Raw genomic sequence first — 9506 nt, forward strand, 5'->3', positions numbered from 1 at the left:
TCCCTCTGCTCCCACCTTTCCCTCTGCTCCCACCATTCCCATAGTTCCCACAGCTCCCACTAATCGCCCGTGCGGCTCGCACCTCCTCCCACCACCCCCCTTTCCGGCTAGTCCCCCTTCGGGGGTTCGGGGGCCCTCGTCTCTCGTCATTCGCTCCTCGTCATTCGCTCCTCGTCATTCGTCCCTCGTCATTCGTCCCTCGTCATTCGAATAAAATGTTAATTTTTTTTGTATAAATCATAAAAAAGATATACCTTTGCAGGGTCAAATCTGAAATTATTATAACATCATTTATCAATAAAAAATGAGAACACATATCAGAAAAGAAGTTTCATCAATCGCTCATCAGCCCGCCGGCTCCGTTGAGGAAACTCGTTTCGAGAAAATCCACAACATCATCTTCTCGAACTCAGTAACCGCTTCAATTAGTGTCGCACACGAAATCGCCGACCTTATCAAAAAGAAACAAGCCGAAGGCAAAAAATGCGTATTAGGCTTAGCCACTGGATCCTCTCCAGTAAAAGTTTACGACGAACTTGTGCGTATGCACAAAGAAGAAGGCCTTAGCTTCAAAAATGTAATTACCTTCAACTTAGACGAGTATTATCCAATGGAAAAACAGGATATACAAAGTTATTGGTACTTTATGCACGAACACCTCTTCAACCATATTGATATCCCTAAAGAAAATATCAATATCCCTAACGGAACCGTATCTCACGACGAGTTAGAAGCCTACTGTGCTAATTACGATAAAAAAATCCAAGATTGCGGCGGAATCGATTTCCAACTCCTCGGTATCGGTCGTACAGGCCACATCGGCTTCAACGAACCTGGTTCTAACCGCAATTCTGGTACCCGCATCATCACCCTCGACCATATCACACGCGCCGACGCCGCCGAAACCTTCCACGGCATCGACAATGTACCTCGTCAAGCCATTACAATGGGTATACGCACCGTGTTAAAAGCTCATCGCATCGTATTGCTTGCTTGGGGTAGTAGTAAAGCATCTATCGTAGCCAAAGCCGTCGAAGGCGATATCACCCCCGAAGTACCTTCAAGCTACCTACAACTCCACGAAAACACTACTTTTGTATTAGACGAAGAAGCTTCTTCCGACCTCATCCGTATCAAAACCCCTTGGCTCGTTACCGATGTACAGTGGAACGAAGACCTCAAAGCGAAAGCTATCGTTTGGCTTTGCGAACACCTTAATAAAACAATCCTCAAACTCACCGATTCCGATTACAACGAGTACGGTATGTCCAAACTCTTGGCTGAATCAGGTCCTGCTTACGATTTGAACATCGCTATGTTCAACCGCTTGCAACACACCATTACTGGATGGCCAGGAGGTAAACCTAATGCCGACGATACAAACCGCCCTGAACGCGAACATCCTCACAAAAAACGCGTAATCATCTTCAGCCCTCACCCCGACGACGACGTGATTTCTATGGGTGGTACTTTCGACCGCTTAGTCTCTCAAGGTCACGAAGTACACGTCGCTTACCAAACTTCCGGTAACTTTGCCGTATCCGACCACGAAGCACTTAAATTCGCCGAAGTATTCAAAGATATAGCCAAAGAAAACAAAGCCGAAGTAGCCGTAATCAACGAGATTATTAGCAACATCACCAACAAAAAATCCAACGAAATCGATAGCCTCCTCGTACGCCAACTCAAAGGCAACATCCGTCGCCACGAATCATTGGCTGCTACACGCTACGAAGGAGTTCCTGATAAACACGTACACTTCCTCAACTTGCCTTTCTATGAAACAGGTGGCGTGAAAAAGAACCCTATAGGTGAAGCCGATATCAAAATCATTATGGATTTGATTGAAGAAGTAAAACCTCACCAAATCTATGCCGCTGGTGACCTCGCCGACCCTCACGGTACTCACAAAGTATGTCTTGACGCTATCTTTGCTGCTTTGAAAAACTTAAAACACAAAGATTATATGAAAGACTGCTGGGTATGGTTATACCGTGGAGCTTGGCACGAATGGGATATCCACGAAATCGAAATGGCAGTCCCTATGAGTCCCACACAAGTACTCAAAAAACGTCAAGCCATCTTCTTCCATCAATCTCAAAAAGATGGTGCTATGTTCCAAGGAGACGACTTGCGCGAATTCTGGCAACGCGCCGAAGCTCGTAACAGCGAAACCGCTCGTCGTTACCGCAATTTAGGCTTCGCCGACTATGCCGCTATCGAAGCTTTCAAACGTTACTTCTTCTAAGAATTTAATAATTTTTTTATAGAAGAAACTTTCTAAAAAGTTTATAAAAATAAAATGAGGTTATCTAACAATAGATAGCCTCATTTTTATTCATTACATCTAATTTTCTAATCCCCCTCCGAGATCCTCCAAGTCTCTCTGAGATTTTCCTCCCTCGTCTCTCGTCATTCATTTTCACGAAAACATTTCTTTTACTTTCTCAAAGAACGACTTGTCGTTCTTATCAGGTTTAGGACTGAAATGCTCATCCTCTTGCATCTTTTTAAAGAAATCTTTTTGCTCGTCGTTCAAGTGTTTAGGAGTCCATACATTCACGTGAACAATCAAATCACCTGTTGCGCGTCCTTGCAAGTTAGGGATACCTTTACCGCGCAAACGCAATATCTTACCCGATTGTATGCCCTCTTCTAATTTGATGCGCACCTTGCCTGTTACTGTTTCTATTTCCTTAGTAGCTCCTAAAACAGCTTCAGGAAAACTGATATACAAATCGTAATGCAAGTTATCCCCTTCGCGTTTAAGGGTTTCGTGTTCTTGTTCTTCAATGAGAATCAGAAGGTCACCAGGCACACTATTCTTCACAGGAGCTTCATTCCCCTTGCCACTCATACTGAGCTGAATACCCTCCATCACCCCTGCTGGGATATTGATAGAGATAGTCTCTTCAACCGTTTTCAAACCTTGTGAATCAGTATCAGCACCGCGTTTATCAATCACCTCACCAGTGCCGCCACAAGCAGTACAAGTAGATGCCGTTTGCATCATACCGAGCATTGTATTCACTTGTCGCACCACCTGTCCGCGACCATTACACGTTGGGCAAGTTTTGTAAGTTGTATCTTCAGCTTTTACTTTGCGGCGTACTTTTATTTTCTTCTCAGTACCTTTTACAATGTCTTCTAAGGTAACTTTCACACGTATACGCAAGTTTTCACCTTTCACATATACCTGCTGACTACCGCCTCCAAAACCGCTAAAACCACCAAAATTCCCTGAAAAATGACCGCCAAATATATCGCCAAACTGACTGAATATATCGTCCATTGAGAAACCACCGCCTCCCATACCACCTTCAAAGGCAGCGTGACCAAAGCGGTCGTACTGAGCGCGTTTGTTCTCATCGCTGAGCACCTCGTAGGCTTCAGCAGCTAATTTAAAATTCTCTTCAGCTTGTTTGTCTCCAGGATTCTTGTCAGGGTGATATTTTAATGCTTGTTTGCGGTATGCTTTTTTTATTTCGGCAGCCGTAGCTGTTTTCTGTACTTCTAATATCTCGTAGTAATCTCTTTTCATTTTAACCTTCTTATTGTGCTACTACTACTTTAGGAAAACGTATTATTTTATCACCTAATTTGTAGCCTGCTTGCACTACATCCACTATTCTGCCTTTATACTCAGGCGATGGAGCAGGAATGAGCGTAATTGCCTCGTGAATTTCACTGTCGAATACATCGTTTGGAGCAACGTCCATACGCTCTAAACCTTTAGATTTTAGTGTATTGATAAGTTTGTTGTAGATGAGTTTCACCCCTTGTAGCGTATTCTCATCTGCTGTTTTAGAGAGTTCCACCAAAGCACGGTCAAAATCATCTACTATAGGCAACATAGCTGACAAAATGTCCTTTCCTGCAGTAGCGATTAACTCCTCACGTTCCTTAATAGTTCTACGGCGGTAGTTGTCAAACTCGGCAAACAAACGCAAATAGCGATCTCTTTCCTTGTTGAAATACTCATCCGTTTTTTCAGGTTCGTTGGGGTCTTTATACATAATCTGCTCTTCATCAGTAGGTTCTGAAGTATGAGCAGGTTCATCTTCTAATGGAGGCTGTTCAATAGGTTCTTCCTCTACTGGAACAGGATCTTCCTCTACCGGAGGTTGCTCTATAGGCGCTTCTTCTTCTGTTTCAGGCTCTTCTTCTTCAAAAGGCTCCTCAGATTCTTCTTCCTCTTCTTCAGGTTCTTCCTCTTCTTCAGGTTCTTCCTCTTCTTCGGAGTCTTCTTCTCCTGCTTCAGGCTCTTCCGATTCTTCTTCTGTTTCAGGTTCTTCTTCTTCAAAAGAGTCGTCGTCGTCTTCTAAGTCAAAAGGCATCTCGTCCTCATCGGAGTCGTAAAAGTCCTCATCTTCAGGAATTTCTACTGTTTCGTACATATCCTCTTCAGGAGTGTAATCCACAGGGTCTTGTTCAAATTCAAAATCGTCTTTGTTAATATCTTCAGTACTCATAATGATTCTTATTAGATTTATTTCGTATTTTGATAGCAAACAATTTGCCATTTACAAAAACAGTGCCATTTTGGCAGTTTGAGCCACCCGTACAATTGCTTACCTCCACTCTACCCTACTGCCGTACGATTGTATTTCCTTCACAAAATCGGGAGTAATTTTCAAGTGCAGTTTGAGCACAATTTCATCTTCAGTTTCACTCATCACTTCTTGCGAAGAGTGCAAAGGCATCGCTTTGAGGTATTCAGCGGGGTTAGGCACAAAAGGCGAGTCGGTAGGTAACTTTTTAAAGGCGAGCACCACCTCTTCCGCTTGCGTACGCTTGTTGTCCACCCACGCCCCAAAACTATCGTCAAAAAAGTGCTCTACGCCCTCCGGTACAGGATGCTGAAACTTCACCCCCCGCTCATCGTCTAAGTGCTTAATTCTATCCAAGCCAAACACCCGCAACGCTTCTTTCTCCACATCCCACGCTAATACATACCAACGCCTTTGCGCCTCTTTCAGCAAATAAGGCTCTATCGTGCGCACTACTGGCTGTTTGTTTTTATCCCAAAACTTATAGTAATGCAACGCTACCTGCCGCTTTTCTTTGATAGCCCTAAGCAGCGGCGACAAATATTCCGTACCCGCAGGCAATCGCTTTTCAAACTGAATAACCTCAGAAAGATTGCCATAATTCTGCAACGCTCTAAACACATCAAACGCCTCTAATAGATTTTGAGTATAGAGGTCGTTATCTTCTGTGATTTCGTACGCTTTAAGAGTGTTGTTATACTCAATTTTTATGTGGTAGATTTTCTCAATATCTTGTTTATCACGGAGAAAAGTACGATCAGTAAACATCTCAAGATCGCAATATTCGTCACTCTTTTCTAAAGCCCTTATCAAATCTTCATACGAATGAGGCTTCATACGCAGGCGTTCCACAATAAAACGGTGTCTTAAAAACTTCTTCATTTTATTATTTTTTTGCAAATATACAAACTTTTTTCTTCGAGCGACAGTTTTTGTCGCCCTTGCTATTGACTTTTGCCCCAACAAATAACGATTTATATGAATATAGCCATTGTTGGGGGACGTGATTTTAGCGATTACACCCTACTGAAAGAAAGTATTTTAGCGTATATCAACACGCACGAAAAACCTGAAAATATCGTATCGGGTGGTGCTAAAGGAGCCGACACTCTCGCCGCACAATTTGCTGCCGAGATGGGTATTCCTCTCCTCGTTTTCAAACCCGACTACCAAAAGTATGGGCGTGGGGCTACCCTTGTGCGCAACACTCAAATTATTGAAAATGCTGAAGTGGTTTTTGCCTTCTGGGACGGACAGTCAAAAGGCACTAACGATAGCATTAAAAAAGCCAAAAAACTTGAAAAAGAGCTACATATCATCAAGTATAAACAAAGCATTCTTACCTCTTAACTCTTACCTCATAGCTAAAAAAACAAGGCAAAAGGACGTACTTATCATTTTATTTTGTATATTTGCTGGCAGAAACTCATAAAACATATTTTATAGTAAAAACCAGATAAACACAAAATAAACATATTAGTAGCGTTTCGCTTTTATTTTCTAAGCTCGAAATACGACCAATTTTTCAATAGTGTACAGAAAGTAAAGACGGAAGCGTTCGCGTATGCGGGCGTTCCTTTTGCTTTACACTATGCCTTTGGTCGGGCAACGAGCTAAGTAAAACGGGATGCCCGCAAACTATTTTTGTAAAACATTGGGGAAGCCGAAAACCATTTAAAGTAAGCTCTCACTAAAAACTATATTTAATTATGAGAAGAGAAAATGTTGAAAAAGAAGAAGTTAAAGAAGGTGCTGGATGTTTACCATTTATTGTATTTATAATCATAGTACTATTTTTAACATTTATGTGGATATCTGTTGATATCTTTGGATTATTTCAGGAATAATTATCTTAACAAAATAAATTATGAATTTATTAAGCAAAGCCCAAAATCAACTAAAAGAAATTAATGCAAAAGACATTAAACTTCTTTTAAAAAATCGTTACCCAAATGAGTATTCTAAAATGCTTATTGACGACAATGCTATCGTAAAAAGAAAAGACTACTATGCCTCTCAGTTAGAATACACAAAAGCTGAAAGGAAGTTTAACACACTTGTTTTCCCTTTAGAGGAAAAATACGAAAATCAGTTTCGTGTATTTACAGACGGAGCCGAGCGCTTTCAAGAGCAAGCTGTTGTCAAAGACGAATCTCTTCTTAAGAACTTCAAAAATCTTGAACACGCAAAAGTTGAAGAACAAACAGTGAATACTCACTTAGACCTATCCTTATTCCCTTTTGATATGGAAAGAGATAGTTTTGCCCAAAAACAACCTATTTTCTTTTTCCCTAAACAAACTTTCAGCGAAGCTTGCCCCGATTGCAATGGGTATAAATACGTTACTTGTAAAGATAAAGAATGTAAAGGGCGACACGAATGGAAATGCAACAAATGCAACGGAAGTGGAGAAGTAGCTTGCCCAAGATGTAATGGCAGTGGAAAAAATCGTTGCTCAAGATGCGATGGAAAAGGACGAACAGAAAAAACTGAGTATAGAAATGGGAAACCTTATACAATAAGAGAACAGTGTAGTAGATGTGCAGGTAATGGCGAGATTCCTTGTTCTAAATGTAAGTGCTCTGGTAAAGTAAGATGTGATAAATGTGGAGGTGATGGCATTATTACTTGTGAACATTGTTATGGCGACCCTCATAGAAGAGGTATGATTGATTGCCCTCGTTGCCATACTGCTGGACGTATAGCACAAATAAAGTACTTAACCACCAAAATAAGTAATCACAAATCTGACTTATCTACAGAAATAGGAAGTACTACTACTGTTGTAAAAAGAGAAGCCATTCATAAACACGTATCGCTAAAAAGCCAAAATGAGCTGATTTATGAGAACATCAATGGCTCAATAAAAAAACTTACTGACAGTATTAGCAAAACTTTGTTAATTAAACACGAGGAAAACTCAAAACTTTCAGAAGTAAACTATCCTCTTCTGCTAAAAGCATACATCAACTATCAAGTAATTCCTATAGTAGAAATAGAGTACAAACATTTCTTAACCAACGAAATACATAAACTCATCATTATTGATTTTTGGGACAATCCTGAATTGGTAATGCCTACTAATGCTGAAAAGGTCTCGCTTGATATAAAAAGCGCCTTTAAGTATATCAGTAATACTTTTTCTAAATGGTTTAACACCGAAGCCTATAAAAAGAAAGAAGACAAACGAAAAGAAATCAAGTTGATGATATACCTCATAAAAGCCGACGGTGTGATTGCTGAGGAAGAAAAGCAATTTTTATCATCAAAAATTACTTCTTTGGCTAACTTCACTAATTCAGAGAAAAAAGAGTTTTTTAAACTGATGAATGCTAAAACCTTACCAAAATTAACTAATAAGGATGTAGCGTTCAGCAGTGAAGAAACTAAGCTGGAGGTAATAAAAACACTAGAAAAAATCGCTAATTCCGATGGTGATTTTGATATTTCAGAACAAATGCTAATTGAAGAAATTAAAAAACTATAAAAAACTTAAATTATATGTACACACAAGCATTCAAAGAGGCAGTAGCCTACTGCAAAGCCAACAATCTATTTGTAGGGTATGGCAACCCTAAGGGTAAAGTTTTAGTAATCGGCAAAGAAGCTGCACACATTCCCCAAGAAGAGACTACCGAGAATTTAGAAAAGAAGAAAGAAGAGCTCTTCCAAAGTAATGTATCTCAATGGGAACACATACTCTCTACCAATGAAGTACCTAACTACGATGGTGAGCGTCCCATCTCTCACGAAAATCCCTTATATGCTTATGGCAATCAGTTTAACAAAAGGGATATAAGGAAAGAAGGAAAACCTTACAATGGTGGTACAAGTAGCACCTATTTAAACTACGAAAAACTCTACGAACAGCTATTTTTACAAGATGAAAAACTTGAGAAAATCAACTTTCAAAAAGAGTTTTTTATCACCGAGTTCAGCGACTACCCTACTAAAGAAAGCTACAAAAATGAAGATATAGAAGCCCTTAGAAAACAGTCTATAGAAGAGCGTAAACCTCTCTTTGCAATGCCTTTTTTCAAAGAGTTCCCTATTGTAATTGTAGCAGCCGGTAATTATCCAAGCCGTTACCACATTAATTTAGAACAAACTTTTGATGTCGTTTTTCAAAAGGAAATAAAAGTAGGAAGAGACCGCTATTTCTTACACTTTAGTAAGGATAACAAACGTATTCTTATCCACACCCGACAATTAAGCAATAGCTTTTCTCGAGAACTAATACCTGCTATTGTTAAAGAAACTAAAAAGTTTTTAAAGTAGAAATTAATCTTAAAACCATTAGAAAATGAGTGATAGTATCAGAACAAAAGAAGAAATGTTTGATAGTTTGATAAGCATTATCAAATCAGATGAGTTCAAAAACAAACTAAATGAGCTCAACGACAATTTTTTTAACCTAAAACAAGAAATTCAAATTAGAAACTTGCTTGTTGAACTCTTCAACCAAAAACACAAAGAGCAAGGAAAAAGAGCAATTGCCGAGTACCCTCGCATTGCTAAAACTCGTGTAGATTTATCATTAATAGATAAGAATAACACAGAAACTCCTTTTAAAATAGAGTTTAAATATCACTTCCCAAAAGATAAAGGAGGTTTTTCAGAGTACCAAGAATCTATTCAAAAACACTTTAAGAATAGAAAAAGTAATGGTTTTATACTTATTGTTTGCGACAGTAATGCTAATAAAAGAAAAGAATTTGAAAAAATTTGGCTTAGTAAAAAAACTAAGTTTTCAAAGCTATCATCAGAGGATAACATCTGGAAAGAAAATCTTCAAGAAAAGTTTAAGAATACTGCTGATTCTCAAGCCTATTTTTTTGAAATCACCATAGAAAATCCTTTTGAAACCACTTATCACTTCTTTATCTTAGAAAGAAAACAATAAAACTTCCTACAAAACAAAAAAAAGAGGCTGTCCGAAAAGTCTAAAAATCGCTT

Annotated in this window: 9 protein-coding genes; 6 read left to right on the forward strand and 3 right to left on the reverse strand. The window is 39.3% G+C overall.

The annotated features are described in order from the left end of the window. The first annotated feature begins 304 nt into the window (after positions 1-304). Positions 305-2248, forward strand: coding sequence for a glucosamine-6-phosphate deaminase (gene nagB, locus HMPREF9073_RS12120; RefSeq protein ID WP_009414067.1), 1944 nt, complete (start codon positions 305-307; stop codon positions 2246-2248). A 174-nt stretch (positions 2249-2422) separates the two neighbouring features. Here the strand turns inward: nagB and dnaJ are convergent, their stop codons facing one another. From dnaJ to HMPREF9073_RS15575, 3 genes are all read right to left on the reverse strand, one after another. Beyond that, positions 2423-3541 (reverse strand): molecular chaperone DnaJ, encoded by a 1119-nt coding sequence (dnaJ, locus tag HMPREF9073_RS12125; protein WP_009414068.1) that lies wholly within the window; start codon positions 3539-3541, stop codon positions 2423-2425. Positions 3542-3551: 10 nt separating this feature from the next. Next, positions 3552-4133: a nucleotide exchange factor GrpE gene (locus HMPREF9073_RS15570; RefSeq protein WP_034555917.1), complete on the reverse strand. Its 582-nt coding sequence runs from the start codon at positions 4131-4133 to the stop codon at positions 3552-3554. 438 nt (positions 4134-4571) lie between these two features. Further along, a complete protein-coding gene (locus HMPREF9073_RS15575) occupies positions 4572-5432 on the reverse strand; it encodes a YafY family protein (RefSeq protein ID WP_157453525.1) in 861 nt (286 codons plus the stop codon). A gap of 96 nt (positions 5433-5528) precedes the next feature. Between HMPREF9073_RS15575 and HMPREF9073_RS12145 the strand changes: the two genes are divergently transcribed. The 5 genes from HMPREF9073_RS12145 (at position 5529) to HMPREF9073_RS12160 (ending at position 9453) form a co-directional block, all read left to right on the forward strand. Next, on the forward strand, positions 5529-5900 hold the full coding sequence (locus tag HMPREF9073_RS12145; RefSeq protein WP_009414071.1) for a DUF2493 domain-containing protein: 372 nt from the start codon (positions 5529-5531) through the stop codon (positions 5898-5900). Between the two features lie 359 nt (positions 5901-6259). Continuing rightward, positions 6260-6397: a hypothetical protein gene (locus HMPREF9073_RS15755; RefSeq protein WP_009414072.1), complete on the forward strand. Its 138-nt coding sequence runs from the start codon at positions 6260-6262 to the stop codon at positions 6395-6397. Between the two features lie 20 nt (positions 6398-6417). After that, positions 6418-8037 (forward strand): TerB family tellurite resistance protein, encoded by a 1620-nt coding sequence (locus HMPREF9073_RS12150; protein WP_009414073.1) that lies wholly within the window; start codon positions 6418-6420, stop codon positions 8035-8037. A gap of 14 nt (positions 8038-8051) precedes the next feature. Then, a complete protein-coding gene (locus HMPREF9073_RS12155) occupies positions 8052-8828 on the forward strand; it encodes a hypothetical protein (protein WP_009414074.1) in 777 nt (258 codons plus the stop codon). A 25-nt stretch (positions 8829-8853) separates the two neighbouring features. Next, the gene (locus tag HMPREF9073_RS12160) at positions 8854-9453 is read left to right on the forward strand and encodes a hypothetical protein (RefSeq protein ID WP_009414075.1); all 600 of its coding nucleotides are present in this window, start codon (positions 8854-8856) and stop codon (positions 9451-9453) included. Positions 9454-9506 lie beyond the last annotated feature (53 nt).

This window comes from Capnocytophaga sp. oral taxon 326 str. F0382, assembly GCF_000318295.1.
GTDB classification, from domain to species: Bacteria; Bacteroidota; Bacteroidia; order Flavobacteriales; family Flavobacteriaceae; genus Capnocytophaga; species Capnocytophaga periodontitidis.

Bases quoted from the DNA above. Each gene is read 5' to 3' on its own strand.
- nagB (WP_009414067.1), top strand. From the start codon at position 305: ATGAGAACACATATCAGAAAAGAAGTTTCATCAATCGCTCATCAGCCC.
- dnaJ (WP_009414068.1), bottom strand. From the start codon at position 3,541: ATGAAAAGAGATTACTACGAGATATTAGAAGTACAGAAAACAGCTACG.
- HMPREF9073_RS15575 (WP_157453525.1), bottom strand. From the start codon at position 5,432: ATGAAGAAGTTTTTAAGACACCGTTTTATTGTGGAACGCCTGCGTATG.
- HMPREF9073_RS12145 (WP_009414071.1), top strand. From the start codon at position 5,529: ATGAATATAGCCATTGTTGGGGGACGTGATTTTAGCGATTACACCCTA.
- HMPREF9073_RS15755 (WP_009414072.1), top strand. From the start codon at position 6,260: ATGAGAAGAGAAAATGTTGAAAAAGAAGAAGTTAAAGAAGGTGCTGGA.
- HMPREF9073_RS12150 (WP_009414073.1), top strand. From the start codon at position 6,418: ATGAATTTATTAAGCAAAGCCCAAAATCAACTAAAAGAAATTAATGCA.
- HMPREF9073_RS12155 (WP_009414074.1), top strand. From the start codon at position 8,052: ATGTACACACAAGCATTCAAAGAGGCAGTAGCCTACTGCAAAGCCAAC.
- HMPREF9073_RS12160 (WP_009414075.1), top strand. From the start codon at position 8,854: ATGAGTGATAGTATCAGAACAAAAGAAGAAATGTTTGATAGTTTGATA.